The sequence below is a fragment of the Vulcanimicrobium alpinum genome, assembly GCF_027923555.1.
Lineage (GTDB): Bacteria > Vulcanimicrobiota > Vulcanimicrobiia > Vulcanimicrobiales > Vulcanimicrobiaceae > Vulcanimicrobium > Vulcanimicrobium alpinum.
Map to the genome: position 1 here is coordinate 1779872 of NZ_AP025523.1, position 23400 is coordinate 1803271.

The window sequence follows — 23400 nt, forward strand, 5'->3', positions numbered from 1 at the left end:
CGCGAACGCGAGCAGGGAGCGCGAGAGCCGCGCGTCAGCCGCGGTTGGCGACGACCGAACCGAGTCCGTAATCGGGTTCGTCCTGCGCGCGCGCCGGCGCCTCGGCGGCCTGCAGCAGCGGCGTGTAGCGTGCGCGCTCGGCGCGCAGCAGCTCCCAGTCGGCGCGCACTTTGAGGATGCACCGGAGCGTCTGCTGGAGCGTCGCTTCGTCGAGCGCGTCGCGATGGAGACGCGTGAGCGCGAGCGGCCAATCGAGGCTCTCGGCGACTCCGGGAACCTCCTCGAACGGCTGCGCGCGCAGCCACTCCATGAAGCGCGCGATCTGCTCGCTCAGCCGGCGATCGATCTCCGGGAAACGCGTCTGCAGAATCGCGACCTCCTGCTCGCGCGTCGGATAGTCGATCCAGGCGTACAGGCACCGGCGCCGCAGGGCGTCGGAGAGCTCGCGGCTGCTTCGAGGTGAGGATCACCGCCGGGCGTTCGCGCGCAGGGATCGTCCCGAGCTCCGGGATCGTGATCTGGAACTCGCCAAGCATCTCGAGCAGGAACTCTTCGAACGCTTCGTCGGCGCGATCGATCCGTCGATCAGGAGCACCGGTGCGCGCTCCTGCGTGATCGCTTCGAGCAGCGGACGTTTGAGCAGATACGGTGCGCTGAAGATCTGCGCTTCACGCTCCTCGGGCGTCGCGCTCTCGCCTTCCCCGAGCCGGATGCGCAGCAACTGCTTCGGGTAGTTCCCTTCGTAGAGGGCGCTGGCGGAGTCAAGTCCCAAATCTGCTGTAATTCCGGTTCGTCGATCGCGTTAGTTAGGCTGCTCGTCTGTCTCGTTTTACGGCGGCCGGCTTGGCCACCGTCGTTGCTTTCCATTCGAAGTATTCGGTCATGTCGAAGTAGGCTCGGCTTAACCATTCGTCGTTTTGCTCGGAGAGTAGCGCGCCGACCATGCGAATCGCCGCGGCGTCGTTTGGGAAGATGCGAATGACTTTCTCCCGGCGACGAATCTCTTCATTGAGCCGCTCTTGCATGTTGCTCGTGCGCAGTCGCCGGCGATATTTCTCCGGCAGCGGCAAGATCGCAAACATGTCTTCGAACGCTCCTTCCAAGCACACGCACGACTTCGGCGCTGTTTCTGCGAAGCGGGCCATGAATTCCGCATATCGACGCTCAGCCTCTTTGCGATCAGTTGCGAGAAAGATCAGCCGAGCTGCAGCGGTTACGTTTTCGCGTTCTTTCTTGGGCGCGTGATCGAGCAAGTTCTTCATCACGTGGAACTGGCAGCGCTGCCATGTCGCGCCGACGAATTGCTTGGCGATCGCCTCGCGTAAGCCCGAGTGATTGTCGGAGACGGCAACGTCGACGCCGTGCAAGCCGCGTGCTTTGAGGCCGCGAAAGAACTCGTTCCACGTCGCAAAGCTCTCCGAATCGCCGATCGAAAGACCAAGGATCTCGCGGTATCCGTCAGCACGAATGCCGCTCGCGATGAGCAGCGCTTTGCTGACGACGCTCTTGTCGGTGCGCACCTTCGTGAAGAGCGCGTCAACGATGATGAATGGGTACGCTGCGTCGAGCCGGCGATTCAAGAATCCCGCGACCGGTTCGTTGAGTGCCTTCGTAAGGCGACTTACCGTCGATTTCGAAAACGACGTCCCGCAGAGGCCTTCGGTTATCCGCGTGACCTTCCGCGTCGAGACGCCGTTGACGACCATCTCCATCAGGCCCACGACAAAGGCTTGTTCGCTGCGGCGATAACGCTCAAAGATGTCGGTTGAGAAGCTGCCGTCGCGCGTTTGCGGCACGCGCAGGACCAGCGATCCGACGCGGGTCGAGAGCTGTCGATCGCGATACCCATTCCGATAGCCCTCCCGTTCTTGACAGCGTTCGTACCGCTCGGCGCCCAGATGATCGCGCATCTGTGCCTCGAGCACTTGGTTGAGAATCACTTCGACGAGTTTGCCGAGCGCTGCCGGCTGATCGAGCAAAGCTGGAATCGCGTCGCGGGATAGGGTAAGATCGTAATCGGCCACCGTTCCGGTCCTTTCGATTGAGGTGTTGAACAACGTCAATCTTCGAACCGGGGCGGTGGCTACCCGCCCGCTCAATTTACATCAATTATAGGGACTCGGCCCGCTGGCGGTGTCGAGCCCTTCGTAGCATTGCAGGCGGGTCAGCCCGGTCTCGAGCGCACCGGCGAGGACGAGCGCGGCCGGGCCTTCGATCAGCAGCGGTTTTTCGAGCGCCAGCATCAGCTCGAGCGCGGTCGCAAACTCGTCGTGTTCGCTGCGAAAGCGTGCCTCGGCGAGGGCGACTTCCATCCCGCATAGGGGATCGATCCCGACCGCGACTGCGGCGTCGACGGGGGTCGACTCCGCGGTGACGCCGACGAGTTCGGCGAGGATCGCGATCGCGACCGTGCCCGGCGTGCGCGCCTGCAGATCCAGCCCGACCGGCGCTCGAACGCGCGCGAGATCCTCGTCGCTCGCACCGCGCGCCGCGAGCGCCGCGCGCAGCTCCGCGGCGCGGCGGCGGCTGGCGACGACGCCGACGAAGTGCGGCTCCGCCGCAAGCCGCGTCGCCAGCGCCTCCTCGTCGTAATGCCCCTGCGACGCGACGACCGCGAGCAGGGGACCGCCGGCCGGCGTGTCGAGCGCGAGCAGATCCGGCAACGCGCCGAGCGCGATCGGACGGACGCGCTCGACCGCGTCGATGTCGTCGAGTTCCTCCGCGGCGACGACGCGCACGACGTCGTACGGGACCTGCGCCGCGATGCGCGCGAGCGCTTCCGCAACGGCCGTATCGCCGACGACGATCAGCCGCCGCAGCGGCAGATGGGGCTCGATGAACACGTCCACGGCACCTCCCGAGGCGCAGCCCATCGGCACGATCAAAGTGCCGTCGCGCTCGACGGCGTCCTCGCCGCTCCGCTCCGGCCGGATGCGGAGCAGCCGCGGCCGCCCGTCGGCGATCGACCGCATCGCTTCGCGCCGCACGATCTCGCGCGAACACGCGCCGCCGACGAAACCTTCCATCGTCCCGTTGCACTGGACGATCGCGCTGTCGGCGACGTGCGAACTCACCGGCACGCTGCGCCACACCACCGTCTGGATCGCGAACGGCGTGCGGTCGCGTTCGAGTGCCGCTAAACACGCGAACGACGACATCGTGCGGTCACGCCGTGGCGCTCAGCCGCGACTTGACGTTCGCGAACGTCGTCGTGATCACGCGCTTCGCCTGCGCGTCGAGGACGCGGCCGCCGACGGTCGCGACCGGTCCGCGCATCGTCGCGGTCCCCTGCCAATCGAGGATCGTTCCGCCCGCCGGATCGTCGCTGACCTCGGCGCTCGCCGGAAGATCGACCACGCTGCCGAAGCCGCCGCCGGAGATCGTCATCCCCATGTGCGACGCGTCGTCGCTGGGCGCCAGCGTCACCTTGAACGTGAACTTCCCCTTCACCGGTCCGACCGCGACCCGCACCACGACCTCGAAGGCGTGCGGGCCGCGGATCGTCGTCGAGATCACGTCGGGCATGCACGACGCGATCGCCTCCGGATCGTTGATGAACGCCCATACGGTCGCGCGCGGTGCGGGGATCCGTTCGCGTCCCTGAAAGGTCAGGTTCACCGCGCCGCCCGCTGCATCGCAGTCCAGAGTTTCTCGCGGGTGAGCGGCATGTCGACGTGGGCGATCCCGAGCGGAGCGAGCGCGTCCATCACCGCGTTGACGAACGCCGCCGGCGAGCCGACGTTGGGGCTCTCCCCGACACCCTTCGCGCCGATCGGATGATGCGGGCTCGGCGTCACCGTGCTGCACGTCTCCCAGTGCGGCGTCTCGAGCGACGTCGGCACCAGATACTCGGTGAAGTTGGTGTTGAGATTGTTCCCGCTCTCGTCGTAGCGGATCTCCTGCATGAACGCGATCGCGAACCCTTCGGTAAGGCCGCCGTGGATCTGGCCTTCGACGACGAGCGGGTTGATCACGGTGCCGCAGTCGTCAATCGCGAGGAACCGTTTGACCTCGACCGCGCCGGTCTGGGGGTCGACTTCGACGACGGCGACGTACGCACCGTAGGGGAACGTCAAGTTCGGTGGATCGTAGTAGTAGACGGCCTCGAGACCCGGCTCGTTCTCGCCCGGATTCGTGTACGCCGCGAACGCGACTCCCTGCATCGTCACGGCGATTTCCGGAACGCCCTTGATGCGGAACTTGTAGGCGCTCCGCTCGACGTCGTCTTCCGACGCTTCGAGCAGGTGCGCGGCGAGCTTGCCACCGGCGTGCTGCTGCAGTAGCGCGATCGCTTCGTCGAGCGAACTCGCGCGCCGGTAATCGAAAGCGACAGGGAACACCGCCGGCTCTCCCGTGGAATCGCGTCGGGGAGACGGACCTACCGGGAGCCGGAAGAACCTTCCTTCAACTCGCGCTGCGTCGTGCGTGCCCCTCGCGTTCGACCACGCCGAGCGCGGCGAGAATTGCGGCGCGTGTCGCATCCGCACCAACGGCACCGGTGAACGCGATCTCGGCAGGCGAGCCCGCCAGCACGATCACCCGGTCGGCGAGCGCCAGCGCGTCCTCGACGTCGTGGGTCACCAAGATCGCCGACGCACGCGTGAACTCGAGGATCTCGCGCACTGCCGTTCGCAGTTCGATCCTCCGCAGCGCGTCGAGCGCGGCGAACGGTTCGTCGAGGAGCAGCAGGCTCGGATCGCGGACGAGGGCGCGCGCGAGCGCCGCGCGCTGCGCCATCCCGCCCGAGAGTTCTTTGGGCAGACGCTTCGCCGCGTTCGCGAGCCCGACCAGGCCCAGCACGTCGGCAACGCGCGCGCGCTCGTGCGCGTCGCGCGCGCCGAACCCGACGTTGCACGCGACGTCGAGCCACGGGAAGAGCCGCGGCTCCTGAAACACCACGCCGATCTCGCCCGAGGTGACGATCGTGCCGGCATCGGGACGTTCGAGACCGGCGATGCAGCGCAGCAGCGTGGACTTGCCGCAGCCGCTCGCGCCGAGGATCGCGAGACGTTCGCCGCACGCGACGTCGAGGTCGAGATCGTCGAGGACGAGGTGCGCGCCGAACGCTTTGCGCAGCCCGCGCACGCGCGCCGCGGCGTCCGCCGTGCCCCGCCGTGCCGCCGCCGTCATGCCGGCACCGTGTCGGTCCAGCCGACGAGACGCCGCTCGAGCAGGCGCATCGCGCCCTCCGAGAGTTTCCCGCAGACGGCGAACAGGAGGATCGCGACGATGATCTCGTCGGTGCGCGACGTCTGCTGCCCGTCGGTGAGCAGAAAGCCGAGCCCGCTGGTCGCAGCGAGCAATTCGGCGGCGACCAGGAAGAGCCACGCCTGCGTGAGCCCGATGCGCGCGCCGACGAGCAATTGCGGCAGCGTCGCGGGGACAAGAACGCGCGCTATCAGCGCGCCGCGCGAGAGACCGAACGCCGCGCCGACCTCGACCAGCTTGCGATCGACGCCCCGAATCCCGCTGACGAGCGCGACGTAGATCGGAAAGAACGCGCCGATCGCGACGAGCACGATCTTCGCGGTCTCGCCGATCCCCAGCCACAGCAGGATCAGCGGGACCCATGCCAGCGACGGCACCGCGCGGATGCCCTGCAGCGTGGGGTCGAGGATGCGCTCCGCCGACCGCGATCCGCCGACGAGCGCACCCGCGACGAGCGCGAGCGCCAGCGCGATCGCGAAACCGAGCGCGACGCGTTCGACGCTCGCGCCGAGGTCGCGCAGAAGCGCGCCGCTCTGCGCGAGATCGGCGAGCTCGCGCACGACGTCGGCGGGCGACGAGAGTTGATACGGCTTGATCGCACCGCTCGCGGTCACCGCGAACCACGCCGCGAGGAGCGCGAGCGGCAGCGCGAACCTAGCCATGCAGCGCCGTCGCCGCGAGACGGCCGTCCGCCAGCGACGCGAGCGCGCCGTCGAGGTCGGCGTCGGCGCGCGCGAGTTTGTCGGCGCGGATCAGCGGGACCACGGCGGCGATCGCCTCGTGATAGTCGTTCCCAGGCGTGCCGTTCCCGGGATACGTCGTGCGCTCGCGCAGCTGCAGGTCGGCGACGCGCCGTTCGAGATGCGACGCCTCGGCGAGCAGCGCCGCGGTTTCATCGACGTGCGCCGCGGCGTACTGACGCGCGCGTTCGTACTGCGCGAGTACGATCGCCGCGATATCGCCATGCTGGGCGAGGAAGTCTTCCCGCACGTTGAGCGCGCCCCACGTGTTGAACGCGACGTTGCGGTAGAGCAGTCGCGAGCCCGCTTCGAGCTGTGACGCCGCCATGTGCGGGTCGAGACCGGCCCACGCATCGACCTGGCCGCGCTCGAGTGCGGTGCGGCCGTCGGGATGCTGCAGGTCGACGAGCTGGACGTCGGCGGGCTGCAAGCCGTTCGCGGCGAGCGAGCGCAGCAGGAAGAACCACGGATCGGTGCCGCGCGTCGCCGCGACCTTCTTCCCCTTCAAGTCGCGGACCGATTTGAGCGGCGAGTCCTTGGCGACGACGAGCGCCGTCCATTCGGGCCGCGAGTAGAGAAAGACCGTCTTGATCGGCGTGCCGTTGGCGCGCGCGAGCAGCGCCGCGCTGCCGGCGGTCGACCCGAACTGCACGGCGCCGGCGGCGAGGTAGCCGTTGGCCTTGTTCGAGCCGAGCGAGAGCACCCAGTCGACCGCGATCTTGTTTTTTGCGAGCGCTTCGTCGAGCCAACCCTTCTGCTTGAGGACGAGACTGGGTGGATTGTAGTACGCGTAGTCGACGCCGATGCGGTCGATGCCGGCGGCGCGCACGACGCGCGGGAAGGCTGCGGCGGCCGACGCGCCGGCCGCGGCGGTGAGGAAACGAGATCGAGAGAGCGAGAACGAGGACATGGGTGACGCCTCCTGATGCGATGGGAAAGCGGTGAAAAACAAGAGCCCCCGCCGGTCGGCGAGGGCTCTGCACGGTGTCGCGCGCTGCGCGATCAGCTCATGCCGATCCTAGCCGACTCCCGGGCGGGGGAGACAGCACATGCACATCGCGAGAAACGACGCGGCATTCGGCATAAAGTGGGCCGGTTATACCACGCGGCGCCGCACGCGGTCAACCGCACCCGTCGGCGCGCGGCTTCACGGTGCAAGGCGGGCGATCGTCCAGCCGTCGGCGACGCGCTCGTAGGCGACCCGGTCGTGGACGCGATTCGGCCGGCCCTGCCAGAACTCGAACCGGTCGGGGACGACGCGATAGCCGCCCCAGTGCGGCGGCCGCGGAACGTCGCCCGCGAAGCGCGCCTCCGCTTCTGCCATCGCAGCCTCGAGCGCGTCTTTTCCGCTGACGACGCGGCTCTGCGGCGAGGCCCAGGCGCTCAGCCGGTGGCCGCGGGGGCGGGTCGCGAAGTACGCGTCGCTCTCGGCGTTGTCGACGCGCTCGACGCGCCCCTCGATCCGGATCTGCCGCTCGAGTGCGCCCCACCAGAACAGCAGCGCCGCGGCGGGTCGGTGCGCGAGCTCGCCGCCCTTGCGGCTTTCGTAGTTGGTGTAGAACACGAACCCGCGGCCGTCCCATTGCCGCAGCAGCACGATCCGCGACGACGGACGCCCCTCATCGCCGACGGTCGCGAGGCTCATCGCGTTGGGCTCGACGATCCCCGGCATCGCGAGCGCCTCGCTCAGCCACGCGTCGAACTGCGCGAACGGGTCCGCAGACACGGTCCCCTCGTCGAGCATGCCGCGTTCGTAGGACAAGCGGCGGGTCAGCAGATCGTCGTTCACGATGCTCCCTTCGACTACGGGAAGCGGCCCGCCAGCATCCCGGCACCGAGCCCCGCGATCGCGACGAGCCCGCCGGCGAGCGCCAGCGGCAGGGACGCGTCGATGCGCTTCTTCTCCGCCGTCGTGCTGTGCGCGAGCGCCGCGAGCCGGCCGCGCAGCGTCCCGGCGTCGTTCGCGCGCGCGTACGCGCCGTGCGCCGCCTCGGCGATCTGGCGGAGGGCGTCTTCGTCGATCGACGCGGTCTGATCGGTTCCCGGGACCAACTGCCCGCTGTCGTTGGTGCCGATCCCGATCGTGTCGATCTCGATCCCGCCCGCGCCGATCTGCGGCGCGGCCTGCGAGGGATCGCTGCCGAGATTGTTCACGCCGTCGGTGATCAGCACGATCGCGCGGCGTCCCGCCGGCGGCAGCAGGCGCGCTGCCGCGCTCAGCGCGTCGCCGATCGCCGTACCGCCGTTCGGCGGCGGGATGCGGCCGATCGCGTCGCGCGCGACGTCTTTGTCGTCGGTGAGCGGCTGAACGACGCCGGCTGCGCTCGAGAACGCGACGATCCCGATGCGCGTCCCGTCGGGGACTGCGTCGACGAACGCGCGCACCGCGGCCGCGGCGGCATCGGACCGTGACGGCGCGACGTCGGTCGAGCGCATCGAGCCCGAGGTGTCGACGCACAGCACGACCGCGCCGGCGCCGGACGGCAGCGTCGCGACGATGCGAATCCCCGCCAGCGCGGCGCCGAGCAGGGCGATCCCGCACGCGGTCGCGACCGCGAGCGCGAGTGCCGGATCGATGCGCCGCGCGGTTGCCGCTTCAAAGAACGCGAGGTTGCTGTACGCCAGCGCCGCGGCATCGGCGCGGCGCGACGCGGCGTGCGCGAGGGCGAGAAACGCCGCCGCGAGCACGAGTCCGGCGAGGAGCCACCACGGGTGCGTGACGGTCATCCCGGCAGCCCGAACGCGCGCAGCAGCGACGCGCGGCCGTCGGATTCGTCGAGGACGCCCGTGCGCCAGCCGGCCTGCGCGAAGCGCGCGTGCAGCGCGGCTTCTCGTTCGCGGGATGCGCTGCGGTAACGCGAGCGCGTGCGTGCGTCGACGTACGCGCGGTGCACGCGCCCGCTCTCGCCGTCGCGCAGGCGGACGAAGCCCGCGAGCGGCAAGTCGTCCCGCCACGGATCGCGCGCGAGCAGGACCGTGGCGTCGAAGCGCAGTCCGGCGCGTGCCAGCAGGTCATCGTCGGGCAGATCGAAGCCGTCACCGATTGCGAGCAATGACGCTCCGCGCGGCAGCGCACGCAGCGCGATCGTCAGCGCCGTCGCGAACGCGAAGGGTTCACGCGCTTCGGCGAGCGGCGCGGCGCGGCGATCGCGCACGACGCGGGCGTCGACGATGCGCGCGGCGGCATCCTCGTTCTCCATCGCGCCGAACCAGGTGCGCAGCGCGTCCTGCCCGGCCGCGAGCAGCGGACGCTTGCGCCCGACGCGCATCGAACCCGACTCGTCGAGGATCGCGGCGAGGACGAGCGCGTTCTCTTCCAGGAAGACGCGCGTCTGCAGGGTGCCGACGCGCGCGGTCGCGGCGTGATCGATGCGGCGCGGATCGTCTCCTTCGACGTACGTGCGCAGCTGCGAGAACACCAGGCCGTCGCCCGGGCGCGCACCGCGCGTCGCGGCGCCCGGCCGCGCGCGCGACCGCGCGCCGCGCAGGATCGCGGTGCGCAGCGCGTTCACGGCGCGCGCACCGCCGCGACGATCTCGCGCACCACCGTCTCGGGATCGTCGCCGGCGATCGCGATCCGGTCGTCGTAGGAAAGCCGGTGGCGCAGCACCGACGGCGCCAGATCGCGCACGTCATCCGGGGTCGCGAACGTCCGCCCCTCGAGATATGCCCGCGCCCGCGAGAGGGCGACGAGCGCCAGCGCCGCGCGCGGGCTCGCGCCGTGCGAGACCATCGCTGCGCCGCGCGACGCGCGCACGACGTCGACCGCGTAATCGCGGACCTTCGCGTCAACGAAGACGCCGTGCGCTTCGTGCTGCCACCGCAGCACGTCGTCGAGCGACGCGACGCCCGTGCGCAGCGGGAGTTCGCCGGCACCGAAGCGGTCGACGATCGTCCGCTCCTCGTCGAGCGACGGGTACGCCACGACGACCTTCGCCAGAAAGCGGTCGAGCTGCGCGAGCGGGAGAGGGTACGTCCCGTCCGCGTCGTAGGGGTTCATCGTCGCGAGGACGACGAACGGCGCCGGCAGATCGTACGTCTGCAGCCCGATCGTCGCGCGCCGTTCCTGCATCCCTTCGAGCAGCGCCGATTGCACCTTCGCCGGCGCGCGGTTGATCTCGTCGGCGAGCACGACGTTGGCGAAGAGCGGGCCGAAGACGGTCGCGAACTCGCCCGACTTCTGATCGAAGATGCGCGTCCCGACGACGTCCGAAGGAAGCAGATCGGGGGTGAACTGCACGCGCCGGAAGACGCCGCCGACCGCGGCGGCGAGGACGCGGCACGCCAGCGTCTTGGCGACGCCGGGCGCACCTTCGAGCAGGACGTGCCCGCCGGCGATCAGGGCGAGCACGAGCACTTCGACGACTTCGTCCTGACCGACGATCGTGGCGCGCAGCGCGTCGACGACGTCCGCGGGTTTGCTCATCCCAGCCATTTCTGCGTTGCGTCGATCAACTCGCGCGACGCGCCGTCGCGGCCCGCCGCGGGGCCGAACGCGGCGTCTTCAGCGGCCAGCAGCGCGGCGCGCAGCCGGGCGTCGCGCGCCGATGCGAGCGCGTCGCGCAGGGTCGCGCCCGGCGCGACGCCGGAAGCCGCGAACAGCGACGTGCGCAGCGCGGTCAGCGCACCATCGGCGGGTGCGCTGCGATACGCGCGCAGGGCGCCCGCGACCTCGTCACGCGGCGACAGCGGCGCCGCGTCCGGTGCAGCCGGCGCGGCGATCGGCAGCGCTGCGTCCGCGACCGTCTGCGCGCGGCGGCGGCGCACGCGCACGAACCCGATCGCAACCAGGACCGCAGCGAGCACGGCCAGCGCCGCGACCAGCAGGCCGCCGATCCGTGCCGCGGTAATCGCGGAACCGCCGGCTGCCGTGCCGGCCGCCAGCACGACGACGCGCACCGGCGCGGCCGAGAAGCGCGACGGGCGCTTCGAGCGCGCGTCGATCGCGTCGAGGTACGCGGGCGGGAACGTGTACGCGCCGGCGTCGCGCGGTTCGAGCGTCAGCGTTTCTATCACCTCGGTTCCGTTCGAACTCTGGCTGACGTGCCGTTCGTCGCCGAGCAGCAGCATCGAGCCGACGTCGGGGACGACGAGCTCGTCGAGCGCCGGGACGCGTTCGCGGACGTGCACGTGGATCGCGAGATGAAAGGTCTCACCGAGGTGCACCTGCTGTTTGTCGACGCGCATCGCGAGCGCGTCGACATGCAGCGTGCGCAGACCCTGCGCGCCGGCCGGCCGCACGAACGCCGAAGATCCCGCGGCGAGCGCGAGCGCGGCGCACGCGCCGAGCGCCGCTACCGCTCGACGCGCTCGAGCCATCGCGCGAACAGACTCCGCGCGTCGAACGGCCCCGGCGACGCCTCGGGGTGAAATTGCACCGCCTCGATCGGAAGCGTCCGGTGCCGGAAGCCTTCGTTGGTCCCGTCGTTGAGGTTGATCATCGTCGCTTCGAGCTCGGCGGGAAGCGTCGCGCCGTCGACCGCGTACCCGTGGTTGTGGGCCGTGACCAGCACTTCACGATGGACGAGATCTTTCACCGGCTGGTTTCCGCCGCGATGGCCGTAGGGGAGCTTGTAGGTCTGCGCGCCGAGCGCGAGCGCGAGCAACTGGTGCCCCAGACACACGCCGAAGACCGGCGTCTTCCCGATCAGTGCGCGCAGCGTCTTAACCGTGCCGCCGAGATCGCGCGGATCGCCGGGACCCGGCGAGACCAGGACCGCGTCGGGCTTGCACGCGAGGATCTCGTCGCTCGTCGCACCGTAGGGAAGAACCGTCACGCGCGTATCGAGTGCGGTGAGGTCGCGCAGGATCGCCCGCTTCACGCCGCAGTCGATCAGCACGACGTGCATCGCACCGTCGCCGACCGTCTGGCCGGGGGTATACGCGTCGGCGACGCCGGCGACCAGACCCTGCGTCGTCGCCTCGCGCGCGTAACGCGCCAGCGTTTCGTCGACCTGCGCGATCGCCTCGTCGCCGACGGCGAGGGCCGCCGCGATCGTGCCGTGCTCGCGCAGCGCGATCGTCAGGGCGCGGGTGTCGATCCCGACGATCGTGCGGACGTGCTGCGCGTCGAGCCACGAACCGAGATCCTGGACCGACGCGTAATGCGAGGGATGCTGTGCGAGATGTTTGATCGCCGCGCCGGCGACGCACGCGTGCGGATGTTGCGAGACCGTCCCGCTCACGCCGTAGTTTCCGATCAGGGGATAGGTGAAGCCGAGGATCTGCCCCGCGTAGGACGGATCGGTCAGCGCTTCCTCGTAGCCGGTCATCCCGGTATAAAACACCGCTTCCCCGAGCGCGATTCCGGTCGCGGAGAGCCCCTCGCCGTCGAAGCGCGTCCCGTCGGCGAGCAGCAGGACGGCGTTGTGGCGAGTAGTCGCGGCGGGGATCATGCAGGGACCTCTTCACGCGGTAGCACGCGGCCGTGTTCGAAGACAACCGCGCCGTCGATCACCGTCGCGAGCGCGCGCCGCGGCAGCGTCAACCCGTCGAACGGCGTGTTCTTCCCCTTCGAGCGGAACAGCCGCGCGTCGACGGTCCACGGGCGATCGGCGAACACCGTGACGTCGCCGGCGGAGCCGACCGCGAGCGAGCCGCCCGGTACGCCGAGGATCCGCGCCGGGTTGACGGAGAGGAGCGTCACGTAGCGCTCGAGCCCCAGTTCCGGCAGCGCCAACGCGTACGCGCCGACCGCGATCTCGAGGCCGGTGAAGCCGACGGGCGCGGCGGAGAGCAGCTGCGCCTTCTCGTCGAGCCCGTGCGGCGCGTGATCGGTCGCGAACGCGTCGATCGTTCCGTCGAGAACGCCCGCGCGCAATGCGTCGCGGTCGCGCGCGTCGCGCAGCGGCGGGTTGACCTTCGAGTCGGCACGATAGTCGTCGAAGCGGTCGTCGACGAACGCCAGATGGTGCGGCGTCACCTCGCAGGTGACGCGCACGCCGCGTCCGCGCGCCCAGCGGATCAGCTCGAGCGAGTTCGCCGTCGAGACGTGCGCGATGTGCCACGCCTTTCCGGTGTCCTGCGCGATCAGCAGATCGCGGGCGACGATGACGTCCTCCGCCAGCCCCGGCGAACCGTCGAGGCCCAGCCGCATCGAGGCTTCGCCCTCGTTCATCACCGCGTCGCCTTTGAGGTCGGCGTCTTCGCAGTGCGAGATGAAGCAGTGCGCGAGGTCGGCGGCGTAGCGCGCAGCATTGCGCAGGACGCGCGCGTCGCGCGGCGTCGAACCGTCGTCGCTGAACGCGACGCAGGCCGCGTCGGCGAGCAGGTGATACGGCGCGAGTTCCGCACCGGCGCGGCCTCTGGTGATCGCGCCGACGGGATACACCCGCGCGAGGCCGGCGGCGTCGGCGCGCCGGACCACCTCCGAGACGATCGCCGCCGAGTCGAGCGCGGGCTCGGTGTTGGGCATGCACGCGACCGCGGTAAAGCCGCCCGCGACGGCGGCCGCGGTTCCGGTCGCGATCGTCTCCTTGTGCGTCTGACCCGGCTCGCGCAGGTGGACGTGCATGTCGATGAACCCGGGCGCAACGAACGCGTTGCTCGCGTCGACGACGCGCACGCCGGCGGCATCGAGATGCTCGCCGATCTGCGTCACGAACCCGTTCTCGATCAGGACGTCGCGGTTCGCGTCGATCCCCTGCAGCGGATCGATCACGCGGCCGCCGCGAATCAGCGTCTTCATGCCGCCACCGCGGCGCCGTTGACCAGCAGATCCAGCACGGCCATGCGGACGAAGACGCCGTTGTGCACCTGCGCGACGTAGCGCGAGCGCGGATCGTCGAGGACGTCGTCGGTCAATTCGACGCCGCGGTTGTACGGGCCCGGATGCAGGATCACCGCGTCGTTGCGCAGCGATCGCAGCCGCGCGCGGTTGAGCTGGTAGCGCTGCGTGTAGTCGTCGAGCGACGGGAGCAGCCCGCCGCTGATCCGTTCGCGCTGGATGCGCAGCATCATCACCGCGTCGAGGGACGGCAGCAGCGCGTCGAGATCGCGCTCGATGCGCACGCCGTGCGAGGCGAACGCGTCGGGAAGCAGCGTCGCCGGGCCGACGAGCGTCACGTCGATCCCGAGCATCGTCATCCCGACGATGTTCGAACGCGCGACCCTCGAGTGGAGGATGTCGCCGACGATCGCGACCCGCAGACCGGCGAAGCGCCCGAACTCCTGGCGCAGCGTCATCAGGTCGAGCAGCGCCTGCGTCGGATGCGCGTGCGTGCCGTCGCCGGCGTTCACGACGTGGCCGTCGAACGCGTCGGCGAGCCGGCGCGCGAAGCCGGACTCGTGATGGCGCACGACGATGACGCGCACGCCGATCCCGTGCAGGGTGAGCGCGGTGTCGGCGATCGTCTCGCCTTTGCCCAGACTCGACGCGCCCGGCGCGAACGAGATCACGTCGGCGCCGACGCGCTGTTCGGCGAGCGTGAACGACGTCGCGGTGCGCGTCGACGCTTCGAAGAACAGGTTGAGCACCGGAACGCCGGCGAGCAGGCTGCGCGAGGGGAGCGCGTCGCGAAACGCAACCGCGCGGTCGAGCACGCCGACGAGTTCTGCGGGGGCGAGATCGTCGACGTCGAGGAGGCTACGCGGGGCCACGATCCTCGTCGGTCACCGTGACGGCGTCGGCGTCGGATCGTTGCGCGGAGAGAATGACGTCGATGTGCTCGCGGCGGCTGGTCGGGATCACCTTGCCGACGTAATCGCCCTGCACGGGAAGTTCGCGCAGGCCGCGGTCGACGAGCACGGCGAGCCGGATCGCCCGCGGGCGGCCGAGGTCGGTCACCGCGTCGAGCGCGGCGCGCACGGTGCGCCCGGTGTAGAGCACGTCGTCGACGAGGACGACGGTCTGGCCGGTGATCGTGCTGCGAATCTCCGACTCGGGGAGTTCGCGGGCGACGTCGTCGTCGCGATACAGATTCACATTGAGAAAGCCGAGGTCGGGCAGGGTTCCGCGGATCTCGCCGACCTTCGAGGCCAACCGACGCGCGAGCGCTTCGCCGCCGCGTCGTATCCCGATGAGCAGGAGTCCTTCCTGGACGTCTTCCGGTTCGACGATCTGATGGGCCATCCGCGCGATCGCCCGTTCGATCTCGTCGGACGACATGAGCACGCGCCGGCGGGTGACCGCGGTTTGCATCAGGCGCAGATTCGTCGCCGGGCAACCCGTTTGCCTTTGGACGCACGGAAGGGTACAAGCGGGGCATGACGACCATCGCCCGTCTGGCCGGCTCCGTCGTCGCCGGGCTCGGTGCGACGTGGATGATGGATCGCGCCGACAAACTGGTCTACAACGCGCAATCCGAGGCCGTCCACCGGCCGGAATCCGAACTCGAAGACCTCACCGGTCCCGGACAATTCGCGCGCGCGGTCATGCGCGCGGCGGGGCACGAACCCTCGCACGACGAGGCGGTGCGCTGGGGACGCGTCGCGCACGTTTCGTTCGGAGTGCTGCTCGCGCTGGCGTACGTCCCGCTCTCGCGGCGAGCGCGGTGGCTGCGCGGCGGCGGCGGCGCGCTGTACGGCGCGCTCGCGTTTCCCGCCAACGCCGTCGTCGTCCCCGCGCTCGGGCTCACGCCGCCGACGACCGCGTTCCCGCCCCAGACGGCCCTGCGCGGGCTCCTCTACCACCTCGTCTACGGCATCGCGCTGGAGACGCAGGTGCGCGCGCTGCGCCTGCGCGCGGACGACGCTTAGCCGGCCGCGCGCACGACGTCGTCGACGAAGTCGACGACCGCCTGCGTGAACGGGTCGTTCGCGTCGCCGGCGACCATGTGGCGCGCGCCGCCGACGTCGACGTAGCGCGCCGCGGGGACGATCTCGAGAAATTCGCGCGCGATCTCCTCGCTCACGACGTCGCTCTGCTCGCCGCGCACCAGCAGCACGGGGACGTCGAGCCGCTTTGCCGCGTCAACGAAGGCGCCGCTCGCGCGCAGGTCGCCGATCTTGAGGCTCTGCAGCATCGCCGGATCCCAGTGCCAGTACCAGCGGCCGTCGCGCAAGCGCAGGTTCTTCTTCAGCCCGTCGACGCGCAGCGGCCGGCGGCGGTGCGGCAGGTACGCCGCGATCGCGTCGGCCGCATCTTCGAGCGAGGCGAATCCGCCGCTCCCGCTTTCCATGAAGCGCACGATCCGCTCCACGCCCTCCATCTCGGCGCGCAGCGCGATGTCGACGAGGACGAGCGCGCGCACGCGCACGTTCTTCGCGGCCGCGACGAACAAGCCGATCGCGCCGCCGAGCGATGCGCCGACGATCACGGGCGGGATCGCGAATGTCGCGACCACCGCTTCGACGTCGGCGAAGAAATGCGCCGCGCGGTAGGAACCGTCCGGCGACCAGTCGCTCTCGCCGTGCCCACGCAGATCGAGCGTGACGGCGTAGAAGCCGCGATCGGCGAGGGCGCGCGCGGTCCCGCTCCAGGCGTGTCGCGTTTGTCCGCCGCCGTGCAGCAGCAGCACCGGCGGTGCGGCGGGATCGCCGAGCGCGTGCGCCGCCAGCGTGACGCCCTCGTGCCCGCGCAGACGCAGTTCCGTCATCGCCGCAGAATCGCGCAGGCGGTCGTCCCGATGCCCAGCAGCTTGCGGCTGCCGTCGTAGAGTTTGCCTTCGGCGACGGCCGTGCTGCGGCCGACGTGCAGCGCCGTTCCCTCGCAGCGGATCGGCCCCGAATCCTTCGAGATGCCGCGGATGAACCGCACCTGCACGTCGGTCGTGGTGTAGCCGACGCCGACGTCGAGCAAGGTATGGATCGCGCAGCTCATCGCCGAGTCGAACAGCGCCAGCGCGAACGCGCCGTGCACCGAGCCGATCGGATTGTAGTGGTGCTCGCCGGGGAGGCCTTCAAACACCGCGCGCCCCTGATCGACTTCGACGATGGTGAAATCCATCAAATTGGCGATCGGCGGCGGCGGGACGCGCCCCTCGACGATCGCCTGGAGCGCCTGAAGGCCCGTCATCCCTTCGAAGCCTGCGAGATGCGAGAGCGGATCTTCCCAGCGGACGAGCCGTTCGCGAGTGGCTTGCATGATGCAAGGAACTACCGGCGCCGCGTCGCACTCTCCTTCCGCAAAGGAGGCGACCGCGGATGGCCAAGCGCCGAAGTTTCGAGGGGATGAATTGCTCGATCGCGCGCGCGCTCGACGTCGTCGGCGAGTGGTGGACCCTGCTCGTGATCCGCGAGGCGTTTCGCGGCGTGCGCCGCTTCGACGGGTTCGTCGAGCGGCTCGAGATCGCACCGAACATCCTGAGCGCGCGCCTGCGACGGCTGATCGAGCACGAGATTCTCGAAGAACGGCCCTACTCCGAGCGCCCGCGACGCGTCGAATACCGGCTGACCGCGAAGGGACGCGATCTCTTTCCCGTCATCGTCGCACTGCTGGGCTGGGGCGATCGCTGGTACGCCGACGACGGGCCGCCGGTGGTGCTCGAACACGTGACGTGCGGCCGCCGCGCCGAGCCGCGCTTCGTCTGCACGCACTGCGGCGAGCGCCTGCATCCTCGCGACACGCGCGCGGTCCCCGGCCGCGGCGCCGAAGAGGCGGAGCCGAGTCTGGCGGTTACTTCATCGTCGGCATGACGAACTCGGCGCCGGCGCGGATCCCCGTCGGCCAGCGCGTCGTCGTCGTCTTGAGATGCGTGTAGAAGCGCACGCCCTCGTTGCCGTGCACGTAGGTGTCGCCGAAGAGCGAACGCTTCCACCCGCCGAAACTGTGATAGGCGACCGGGACGGGGATCGGCACGTTGATCCCGACCATCCCCGCCTTCACGTTCGCGTCGAAATGCCGCGCGGTGTCACCGTCGCGGGTGAAGATCGCGACGCCGTTGCCGAACTCGTGCGCGTTCACGAGCGCCAGCGCCTCGTCGTACGACGACGCGCGCACAACGGAGAGCACCGGCCCGAAGATCTCTTCGCGATAGACGCGCATCGACGCGGTGACGCGATCGAGCAGCGTCGCGCCGAGGAAGAATCCGCGCCCCGGCAGATCGGCGTCGCGGCCGTCGACGACGATCTGCGCGCCTTCTTTGGCGGCGAGTTCGACGTAGCCGCGCACGCGCTCGAGGTGCTCGCCGGTCACCAGCGGCCCCATCTCCGCGCCGGGTTCCATGCCGGGCGAAACCTTGAGCGACGCGATGCGGCCGCGCAGCTGCGCGATCACCGCGTCGGCGGTGGCGTCGCCGACGGCAACGGCGACGGAGATCGCCATGCAGCGCTCGCCGGCCGATCCGTACGCCGCACCCATGAGCGCGTCGGTCACCTGAGCGAGATCCGCATCGGGCATCACGACGAGGTGATTCTTCGCGCCGCCTAGCGCCTGAACGCGCTTCCCGGTCGCGGCGGCGCGGGTGTACACGTGCTGCGCGATCGGCGTCGAGCCGACGAAGCTGACCGCGTCGATCCCCGGATGCTCGAGGATCGCGTTCACCGCGTCCTTGTCGCCGTTGACGACGTTGAACACGCCGGCCGGCAGGCCGCACTCGGCGAGCAGTGCGGCCATCTCGAGCGCGAGCGACGGATCTTTTTCACTCGGCTTGAGGATGAACGTGTTGCCGCACGCGATCGCGACCGGAAACATCCACATCGGCACCATCGCCGGAAAGTTGAATGGCGTGATCCCCGCGCAGACCCCGAGCGGTTGACGCACCGCCTTGACGTCGATCCCGGTCCCGACGTTTTCGCTGAACTCGCCCTTGAGCAGCTGCGGGATGCCGCAGGCGAACTCGACGACTTCGAGACCGCGCTGCACTTCGCCGCGCGCGTCGTCGAACGTCTTCCCGTGTTCGGCGGTGACGATCCGCGCCAGCCGGTCCATGTTGCTGCGCAGCGCTTCGCGGAACGCGAACATCACCGCGGAGCGGCGCGCCGGCGCGGTGCGCGCCCAGCCGTCGAAGGCGACGCGGGCGGCCTGCACCGCCGCGTCGACGTCGGCGACGGCGGCCAAGGAAACGCGCGCCTGCACCTCGCCCGACGCGGGATCGTACACGTCGCCCCAGCGTCCGCTCGCACTTGCGTGCGCGGTGCCGTTGATGAAATGACCGAGCTCGCGAGTCGCCGTTTGCATCTTCTTCTGTTCGCGCCGTCCGGGAATCGGACCCACCGCGCCTTCCCGGACCCGGACGACGCCGCGCCGCGCGCGGTTCCCTCAGCGGACAGGCTGACCACGTCGATCGCCGTCTCTTGCGGCGGACCGGCAAACCCGCCCGGGATCCCCTTCTGCGTCGCCGGCAACAGCACGCTGTCGCGAAAGCGCTCCCGGCTCTCGTGCGAGTCGTGCATCGCCAGAATCGTCCACCCGCCCAGCGACGGACCGGCGGCGTGCGCGAGCAGGCCCTCCGGCAGACGACCAGGGGCCGGATGTAACACGGCGATCGTCGCGTCATACTGCGACTGCGTCCCGCCGGCGCAGAAATGTACGATTGCGAAGGCCACGAGGCTCCTATGCCCTCGTCAGGTCGCGCAGCGCGTCGACCATCGCGGGCGAGACGTCGGTGTGGTGATGGACGATTTTCCATGCGCCGCCTTCGCGGCGGTAGACGTTCGTGACGCGGCATTCGGCGGCGATCGCGCGTCCGGCGAGCCTGAACGTCCCGTACTCGATCCCGACTTCGTACGCCATCTCACCCGCCGATTGGAGATGCCGATCGCTCAGGTGGACGCTACCGCCCGTCGAGAGCTGCGCGACCGGTTCCAAGGAACTCCGCACGCGCTCCCACCTCTGATCGCGGCCCCCCGATCGGATGCATCGTGATGACGGAGTTGCTGTGCGACCAGATGTCGCCGAGCGAGCTCGCATCGCCGTTGAGCATGCGGTTGAGCGCCGCGTAGAACGTCTGGGACGCCCCGACGACGTCATCTTCAGTAGACATCGATCACTCGCGCTCCGTGAACGACGAGTGGTGTGCGAACGTGGTTCGCCCGTGACATCGTACCGATGCAGAACGAAGACGAGCAGGGCCGTCGGACTGCGCAGCGCGCCGCTGCTCCCGCACGCGGCACGGCGCTCCCGCGTTATGCCAGCTCGTCGAGACCGCGCTGCGCGCGTTCGCGCTCGCGACGATACTCATCGAGCTTCGCCCGCTCCGCGGCGACGACGTCGGGCGACGCCTTGGCGACGAATGCGTCGTTGGCGAGCTTCTTCTCCGAGCGCGCAACCTCGCCGTCGAGCCGCGCGAGTTCACGCGCGTAGCGCTCGCGCAGTTTCGCGCTGTCGGCGACGGCGCGGACCGCGAATACCCAGTCGCGGATCGCGCCGTTCCCGCCCGGGTACGTCGCGATCTCCGCCCGCACGATCGTCTCGATCGCCTCGACCACGTCGCGCTCGCCGGCGAGCGACGCTGGGATCTCCACCCGCAACCGGTCTTTCGGTGCGACGTGCCATTCGGCGCGGACGTTGCGGAGCTCGTCGATTTTCGCCATCACTGCGGCGAACGTCGCCGCGTCGTCGGGGAACGCCGGGATCTCCTCGACGTCGGGCCAGGATGCCGTGACGATCGTCGTGCCGTCGTGCGGGAGCGTCAGCCAGATCTCCTCGCTCACGAACGGCGCGATCGGATGCAGCGCGCGGACGAACGCGTTGAGGGCGAACGAGAGGACGGCGGCGCGCGTCTCGCGCTGCGAGGGCGCCTTCGTCGCCTCGAGATACCAGTCGCAGAACGTGTACCAGCCGAACTGCAAGAGCGTGTCGGCGGCCACACCGAATGCGAACCGGTCGAACGCCGCCGTCACGTTCTCCACGCAACGCCGCAGCTCGGTGAGGATCCAGCGGTCGGCGAGGGTGAGCGTCTCGTGCGGCGGGAGCACCGCCGCGCGGGGCAGACCTTCGTCGAGCGAGCACGTGTAGCGCAGCGCGTTCCACAGTTTGGTCGCGAAGCGCTTTGCTTCGTCGCAGTAGCGTTCGTCGAAGCGGAGTTCCTGCGATTCGAGCCGCATTTGGCGCAGGATCCCGAAGCGCGTCCCGTCGGCGCCGTAATTCGGGACGAGATCGGTCATCGGATCGATCGCGTTGCCGAGCGATTTCGACATCTTGCGGCCCTGCATGTCGAAGACGAGCGGGGTGACGAAGACCGTCTCGAAGGGCAGCCGTCCCACGAAGCGCAGGCCGAGCATCACCATCCGCGAGACCCACAGAAAGATGATGTCGCGGCTGGTGATCATCACTTGGTTGGGATACCAGTGGTCGAGTTCGGGCGTGCGCTCCGGCCAGCCGAGGATGGAGAACGGCCACAGCCCCGAGGAGAACCACGTGTCGAGCGTGTCGGGATCGCGCCGCACGTCGGCGGTTCCGAACCGTTCGCGGGCGATCGCGCGCGCTTCGCCCTCGTCGTGCGCGACGACGACATCGTCGGCGGGCGTGTACCACACCGGCAGCTGATGGCCCCACCAGACCTGACGCGAGATGTTCCAGTCGCGCAGCGTTTCCAGACCCGCCGCGTACGTGCGGCCGAAACGCTCGGGGACGAACCGTAACGCGCCCGAGCGGTACGCCTCGAGGGCTGGTGCCGCGAGCGACTCCATCCGCACGAACCACTGCAGCGAGAGCAGCGGCTCGATGACGGCGTGCGAGCGCGAGCTCACCGGCACGGTGGTGTGATACGGCGCCTCCTGCACCAGCGCGCCGCTCGCACGCAGGTCCGCGACGATCCGCGCGCGTGCGTCGAAGCGATCGAGGCCGACGTACGGCTGCATCGCCGGCCCCTGCGCGTCGATCGGAGCGCGCCTTTCCGCCGCTTCGTCGTAACGCCATACCGGCGCAACGATGCGGCCGTCGTAGTCGATCACGGTCGGCATCGCGAGGCCGTGCCGCGTCCCGATCTCGTAGTCGGTCTGGTCGTGCGCCGGGGTAACCTTCACCGCGCCCGTGCCGAAGCTCGACTCGACGGCATCGTCGGCGATCACCGGGATCGGGCGGTTGACGATCGGCAGCACGACGTTCTTGCCGATCAAGTCGCGATAGCGCTCGTCATCCGGATGCACGGCGACCGCGACGTCGGCGAGATAGGTCTCGGGCCGCGTCGTCGCGATGACGAGCCCGTCGCCGCCGTCTTCGGCGCGGTAGCGCACGTGCCACAAGAACGTGTCGACGTCGTCGTTCTCCACCTCGGCGTCGGAGAGCGTCCCGCCGGCCGTCGGATCCCAATTCACCAGCCGCGTGCCGCGATAGATCAACCCGTCGTTGTAGAGGTCGACGAAGACCTTGATCACGGCCGCGGAGAGCCCGGCGTCCATCGTGAAACGCTGACGCTCCCAGTCCGGCCCGAAGCCCAGGCGCCGGAACGCTTCGTTGATCGCGTCGCCGTACTGTTCGCGCCATTCCCACGCGCGCGCCAGGAACGCGTCGCGGCCTAATCCCTCGCGCGTCTTGCCTTCTTTGGCGAGTTCGCGGACGAGGACGGCTTCGGTCGCGATCGCCGCGTGATCCTGACCCGGAATCCAATCGGCGTTCTCGCCGAGCATACGGTGATAGCGCGTCAGCACGTCCATCGGCGTGTACGTCGAGCCGTGCCCGAGGTGCGCGCGGCCGGTGATGTTCGGCGGCGGCATCGAGATGACGAACGGCGGCCGCGCGGGGTCTGGGGCTTCGTGAAAGACGCCGAGACCGAGCGCGCGCGCATAAAGCCGCGGCTCGACCTCGGCGGGGTCGTACTGTTTGGGAAGTTCGGGGCGGCCCTGGTTCACAACCGCCCGGTCTACGGCTTACGCCTCGGCAAGTCCCTCGATTTGATCGCGCTCGCGCGCTACGCGAACCCCGAAGTGCTAGCTCAGCATCTCGCCGAGCCAGCCCGACGCGCCGAGCAGCGCGAGGGCTAGGAGCGAGAGCGCGAGTTCGCCGGGTGCGACCGGCTCGTTGCGCGTCTCCTCCCGGCGCAGCCGCCGCTCGCGCCCGCCGAGATGCGGTGAGAGCCCGAGCGTGGTCGCGTTGAGCGCGAGGTGCGCCGTCGCCGTGCCGTGTTGCCGGCCGGCGTGCCGGCGGGGATCTTCGTGGAATCAAGGTAGCCGAAGAACGCGGCCGCCGCGCCGCCGACCAGTCCCGTCTTCGCCACCGCCGCCGAGCCGCGCGCAAAGACGCGCGGTTTCTGGCTGCGGCGAGGCGAATCGAATAGCAGGTTCGCGACGAACGCGCCGATCGGCAGCTTCACCGCGATCGGATGCGTCGGATGGCCGTAGATCCCGGCGAGCGGCGTGCTCGGCTCCTTGATCTCCCGCAACCTTGGTCGGTCTCGCCGTTCATTCTTCCGCGTTGTCGCCGACGCCGACGGACGCGCCGTAGGACGACGGGATCGCGCCGGATTTTGTGCGCGTGCTCGTTCCGTCGACCGTCTCGATCTGGTCCGTTTCGGGATCGGTCTGCGCGAGAACGTCATCGCCGCCAACCGTGCGCGCGTTGGTTTGCGTGAGTTCCGGTTCGGGCTGCTCGTTGGCGGGGTTCGTGCTGCCGGTATCCATGCCGGCGCCCGTA

General features: G+C 69.7%; 26 protein-coding genes and 3 pseudogenes. 2 read left to right on the forward strand and 27 right to left on the reverse strand.

The features are described from left to right. Positions 1 to 34 precede the first annotated feature (34 nt). The 18 genes and pseudogenes from WPS_RS09170 to pyrR all read right to left on the reverse strand — a co-directional run bounded on the left by WPS_RS09170 (position 35) and on the right by pyrR (position 15087). Complete coding sequence (locus WPS_RS09170; RefSeq protein ID WP_317994210.1) at positions 35 to 310, reverse strand: hypothetical protein; 276 nt, start codon at positions 308 to 310, stop codon at positions 35 to 37. 156 nt (positions 311 to 466) lie between these two features. Then, entirely contained in the window at positions 467 to 772 is a 306-nt protein-coding gene (locus WPS_RS09175) for a hypothetical protein (RefSeq protein ID WP_317994211.1), read from the reverse strand. A gap of 34 nt (positions 773 to 806) precedes the next feature. Next, positions 807 to 2024, reverse strand: coding sequence for an IS256 family transposase (locus WPS_RS09180; RefSeq protein ID WP_317994212.1), 1218 nt, complete (start codon positions 2022 to 2024; stop codon positions 807 to 809). An 81-nt stretch (positions 2025 to 2105) separates the two neighbouring features. After that, positions 2106 to 3158, reverse strand: coding sequence for an XdhC family protein (locus WPS_RS09185; protein WP_317994213.1), 1053 nt, complete (start codon positions 3156 to 3158; stop codon positions 2106 to 2108). 7 nt (positions 3159 to 3165) lie between these two features. Next, positions 3166 to 3618: an SRPBCC family protein gene (locus WPS_RS09190; RefSeq protein ID WP_317994214.1), complete on the reverse strand. Its 453-nt coding sequence runs from the start codon at positions 3616 to 3618 to the stop codon at positions 3166 to 3168. Continuing rightward, a pseudogene (locus tag WPS_RS09195) lies at positions 3615 to 4259 on the reverse strand (molybdopterin cofactor-binding domain-containing protein); the annotation flags it as partial. The gene WPS_RS09190 and the pseudogene WPS_RS09195, both read right to left, overlap by 4 nt. Before the next feature lie 145 nt (positions 4260 to 4404). Beyond that, entirely contained in the window at positions 4405 to 5130 is a 726-nt protein-coding gene (locus tag WPS_RS09200) for an ABC transporter ATP-binding protein (RefSeq protein WP_317994216.1), read from the reverse strand. Next, positions 5127 to 5870, reverse strand: coding sequence for an ABC transporter permease (locus tag WPS_RS09205; RefSeq protein WP_317994217.1), 744 nt, complete (start codon positions 5868 to 5870; stop codon positions 5127 to 5129). Before WPS_RS09205 ends, WPS_RS09200 begins: the two co-directional genes overlap by 4 nt. Continuing rightward, entirely contained in the window at positions 5863 to 6858 is a 996-nt protein-coding gene (locus tag WPS_RS09210; protein WP_317994218.1) for an aliphatic sulfonate ABC transporter substrate-binding protein, read from the reverse strand. Before WPS_RS09210 ends, WPS_RS09205 begins: the two co-directional genes overlap by 8 nt. Positions 6859 to 7095: 237 nt before the next feature. Continuing rightward, positions 7096 to 7737 carry a pyridoxamine 5'-phosphate oxidase gene (gene pdxH / locus WPS_RS09215; RefSeq protein ID WP_317994219.1) on the reverse strand — a complete coding sequence of 214 codons (642 nt, stop codon included), beginning with the start codon at positions 7735 to 7737 and terminating at the stop codon, positions 7096 to 7098. 14 nt (positions 7738 to 7751) lie between these two features. Further along, entirely contained in the window at positions 7752 to 8675 is a 924-nt protein-coding gene (locus WPS_RS09220) for a vWA domain-containing protein (RefSeq protein WP_317994220.1), read from the reverse strand. After that, positions 8672 to 9460 carry a DUF58 domain-containing protein gene (locus WPS_RS09225; protein WP_317994221.1) on the reverse strand — a complete coding sequence of 263 codons (789 nt, stop codon included), beginning with the start codon at positions 9458 to 9460 and terminating at the stop codon, positions 8672 to 8674. The genes WPS_RS09220 and WPS_RS09225 overlap by 4 nt, the downstream gene beginning before the upstream one ends. Beyond that, positions 9457 to 10374 carry an AAA family ATPase gene (locus WPS_RS09230; RefSeq protein WP_317994222.1) on the reverse strand — a complete coding sequence of 306 codons (918 nt, stop codon included), beginning with the start codon at positions 10372 to 10374 and terminating at the stop codon, positions 9457 to 9459. Before WPS_RS09230 ends, WPS_RS09225 begins: the two co-directional genes overlap by 4 nt. After that, positions 10371 to 11267, reverse strand: a complete 897-nt coding sequence (locus WPS_RS09235) for a BatD family protein (protein WP_317994223.1) — start codon at positions 11265 to 11267, stop codon at positions 10371 to 10373. The genes WPS_RS09230 and WPS_RS09235 overlap by 4 nt, the downstream gene beginning before the upstream one ends. Further along, positions 11243 to 12343 (reverse strand): glutamine-hydrolyzing carbamoyl-phosphate synthase small subunit, encoded by a 1101-nt coding sequence (gene carA, locus WPS_RS09240; protein WP_317994224.1) that lies wholly within the window; start codon positions 12341 to 12343, stop codon positions 11243 to 11245. The genes WPS_RS09235 and carA overlap by 25 nt, the downstream gene beginning before the upstream one ends. After that, entirely contained in the window at positions 12340 to 13635 is a 1296-nt protein-coding gene (locus tag WPS_RS09245) for a dihydroorotase (protein ID WP_317994225.1), read from the reverse strand. The genes carA and WPS_RS09245 overlap by 4 nt, the downstream gene beginning before the upstream one ends. Then, positions 13632 to 14546, reverse strand: a complete 915-nt coding sequence (locus tag WPS_RS09250; protein WP_317994226.1) for an aspartate carbamoyltransferase catalytic subunit — start codon at positions 14544 to 14546, stop codon at positions 13632 to 13634. Before WPS_RS09250 ends, WPS_RS09245 begins: the two co-directional genes overlap by 4 nt. Then, positions 14533 to 15087 (reverse strand): bifunctional pyr operon transcriptional regulator/uracil phosphoribosyltransferase PyrR, encoded by a 555-nt coding sequence (gene pyrR / locus WPS_RS09255; RefSeq protein WP_317994227.1) that lies wholly within the window; start codon positions 15085 to 15087, stop codon positions 14533 to 14535. The genes WPS_RS09250 and pyrR overlap by 14 nt, the downstream gene beginning before the upstream one ends. Positions 15088 to 15152: 65 nt before the next feature. Between pyrR and WPS_RS09260 the strand changes: the two genes are divergently transcribed. Continuing rightward, positions 15153 to 15644 carry a DUF1440 domain-containing protein gene (locus WPS_RS09260; protein WP_317994228.1) on the forward strand — a complete coding sequence of 164 codons (492 nt, stop codon included), beginning with the start codon at positions 15153 to 15155 and terminating at the stop codon, positions 15642 to 15644. Here the strand turns inward: WPS_RS09260 and WPS_RS09265 are convergent. Beyond that, positions 15641 to 16483: an alpha/beta fold hydrolase gene (locus WPS_RS09265; RefSeq protein WP_317994229.1), complete on the reverse strand. Its 843-nt coding sequence runs from the start codon at positions 16481 to 16483 to the stop codon at positions 15641 to 15643. The genes WPS_RS09260 and WPS_RS09265 overlap by 4 nt on opposite strands. Beyond that, a complete protein-coding gene (locus WPS_RS09270; RefSeq protein WP_317994230.1) occupies positions 16480 to 16971 on the reverse strand; it encodes a PaaI family thioesterase in 492 nt (163 codons plus the stop codon). The genes WPS_RS09265 and WPS_RS09270 overlap by 4 nt, the downstream gene beginning before the upstream one ends. A gap of 86 nt (positions 16972 to 17057) precedes the next feature. Here WPS_RS09270 and WPS_RS09275 point away from each other — a divergent pair, with 86 nt between their 5' ends. Further along, positions 17058 to 17522 (forward strand): winged helix-turn-helix transcriptional regulator, encoded by a 465-nt coding sequence (locus WPS_RS09275; protein ID WP_317994231.1) that lies wholly within the window; start codon positions 17058 to 17060, stop codon positions 17520 to 17522. On the opposite strand, the gene WPS_RS09280 is transcribed toward WPS_RS09275, so the two are convergent. The 7 genes and pseudogenes from WPS_RS09280 to WPS_RS09305 form a co-directional block, all read right to left on the reverse strand. Then, positions 17503 to 19005: a CoA-acylating methylmalonate-semialdehyde dehydrogenase gene (locus WPS_RS09280; RefSeq protein ID WP_317994232.1), complete on the reverse strand. Its 1503-nt coding sequence runs from the start codon at positions 19003 to 19005 to the stop codon at positions 17503 to 17505. The two genes, WPS_RS09275 and WPS_RS09280, sit on opposite strands and share 20 nt — an antisense overlap. 375 nt (positions 19006 to 19380) lie before the next feature. After that, positions 19381 to 19647: a nuclear transport factor 2 family protein gene (locus tag WPS_RS09285; RefSeq protein ID WP_405054873.1), complete on the reverse strand. Its 267-nt coding sequence runs from the start codon at positions 19645 to 19647 to the stop codon at positions 19381 to 19383. Further along, positions 19601 to 19810, reverse strand: coding sequence for a hypothetical protein (locus WPS_RS09290; RefSeq protein WP_317997591.1), 210 nt, complete (start codon positions 19808 to 19810; stop codon positions 19601 to 19603). Before WPS_RS09290 ends, WPS_RS09285 begins: the two co-directional genes overlap by 47 nt. A gap of 142 nt (positions 19811 to 19952) precedes the next feature. Beyond that, positions 19953 to 22619, reverse strand: coding sequence for a valine--tRNA ligase (locus WPS_RS09295; RefSeq protein WP_317994233.1), 2667 nt, complete (start codon positions 22617 to 22619; stop codon positions 19953 to 19955). Positions 22620 to 22697: 78 nt separating this feature from the next. Next, positions 22698 to 22829, reverse strand: a pseudogene (locus WPS_RS18150) (hypothetical protein); the annotation flags it as partial. A gap of 77 nt (positions 22830 to 22906) precedes the next feature. Beyond that, a pseudogene (locus WPS_RS18155) lies at positions 22907 to 23149 on the reverse strand (DUF2231 domain-containing protein); the annotation flags it as partial. Between the two features lie 19 nt (positions 23150 to 23168). Further along, a complete protein-coding gene (locus tag WPS_RS09305) occupies positions 23169 to 23387 on the reverse strand; it encodes a hypothetical protein (RefSeq protein ID WP_317994235.1) in 219 nt (72 codons plus the stop codon). Between the last annotated feature and the right edge of the window lie 13 nt (positions 23388 to 23400).

Coding starts and splice junctions, on each gene's coding strand:
- WPS_RS09170 (WP_317994210.1), bottom strand. CDS start 310: ATGGAGTGGCTGCGCGCGCAGCCGTTCGAGGAGGTTCCCGGAGTCGCC.
- WPS_RS09185 (WP_317994213.1), bottom strand. CDS start 3,158: ATGTCGTCGTTCGCGTGTTTAGCGGCACTCGAACGCGACCGCACGCCG.
- WPS_RS09200 (WP_317994216.1), bottom strand. CDS start 5,130: ATGACGGCGGCGGCACGGCGGGGCACGGCGGACGCCGCGGCGCGCGTG.
- WPS_RS09205 (WP_317994217.1), bottom strand. CDS start 5,870: ATGGCTAGGTTCGCGCTGCCGCTCGCGCTCCTCGCGGCGTGGTTCGCG.
- WPS_RS09210 (WP_317994218.1), bottom strand. CDS start 6,858: ATGTCCTCGTTCTCGCTCTCTCGATCTCGTTTCCTCACCGCCGCGGCC.
- WPS_RS09220 (WP_317994220.1), bottom strand. CDS start 8,675: ATGACCGTCACGCACCCGTGGTGGCTCCTCGCCGGACTCGTGCTCGCG.
- WPS_RS09230 (WP_317994222.1), bottom strand. CDS start 10,374: ATGAGCAAACCCGCGGACGTCGTCGACGCGCTGCGCGCCACGATCGTC.
- WPS_RS09235 (WP_317994223.1), bottom strand. CDS start 11,267: ATGGCTCGAGCGCGTCGAGCGGTAGCGGCGCTCGGCGCGTGCGCCGCG.
- carA (WP_317994224.1), bottom strand. CDS start 12,343: ATGATCCCCGCCGCGACTACTCGCCACAACGCCGTCCTGCTGCTCGCC.
- WPS_RS09245 (WP_317994225.1), bottom strand. CDS start 13,635: ATGAAGACGCTGATTCGCGGCGGCCGCGTGATCGATCCGCTGCAGGGG.
- pyrR (WP_317994227.1), bottom strand. CDS start 15,087: ATGCAAACCGCGGTCACCCGCCGGCGCGTGCTCATGTCGTCCGACGAG.
- WPS_RS09260 (WP_317994228.1), top strand. CDS start 15,153: ATGACGACCATCGCCCGTCTGGCCGGCTCCGTCGTCGCCGGGCTCGGT.
- WPS_RS09265 (WP_317994229.1), bottom strand. CDS start 16,483: ATGACGGAACTGCGTCTGCGCGGGCACGAGGGCGTCACGCTGGCGGCG.
- WPS_RS09270 (WP_317994230.1), bottom strand. CDS start 16,971: ATGCAAGCCACTCGCGAACGGCTCGTCCGCTGGGAAGATCCGCTCTCG.
- WPS_RS09275 (WP_317994231.1), top strand. CDS start 17,058: ATGAATTGCTCGATCGCGCGCGCGCTCGACGTCGTCGGCGAGTGGTGG.
- WPS_RS09280 (WP_317994232.1), bottom strand. CDS start 19,005: ATGCAAACGGCGACTCGCGAGCTCGGTCATTTCATCAACGGCACCGCG.
- WPS_RS09290 (WP_317997591.1), bottom strand. CDS start 19,810: ATGTCTACTGAAGATGACGTCGTCGGGGCGTCCCAGACGTTCTACGCG.
- WPS_RS09305 (WP_317994235.1), bottom strand. CDS start 23,387: ATGGATACCGGCAGCACGAACCCCGCCAACGAGCAGCCCGAACCGGAA.